The 216-nt window shown below is 63.9% G+C and carries 1 protein-coding gene; it reads left to right on the plus strand.

Features of this window, described 5'->3' with window-relative positions; all coding sequences use genetic code 11:
• A partial coding sequence (locus KJQ96_RS39835) for an ASCH domain-containing protein (protein ID WP_213291304.1) occupies window positions 1–216 on the plus strand: 216 nt, incomplete at both ends.

Genomic DNA, 216 nt, shown 5'->3' on the forward strand with positions numbered 1-216 from the left:
GCCGAACACGACGACGCCCGGCGAGCAATGGATCGTGCTCGACGGGCGCGGCGAGCCGCGTTGTGTGATTGAGACCATCGAAGTCACCTACCGCCGCTTCCCCGAAGTGGACGCCGCCTTTGCCTATGAAGAAGGCGAAGGCGACCGCAGCCTCGATTATTGGCGACGGGCCCACCGCACTTATTTCGGCCGCCTGGGCCGGTTCAGTGAAGACAT

Origin of the sequence: Bradyrhizobium sp. sGM-13 (genome assembly GCF_018398875.1) — a bacterium.
Classification (GTDB): domain Bacteria; phylum Pseudomonadota; class Alphaproteobacteria; order Rhizobiales; family Xanthobacteraceae; genus Bradyrhizobium.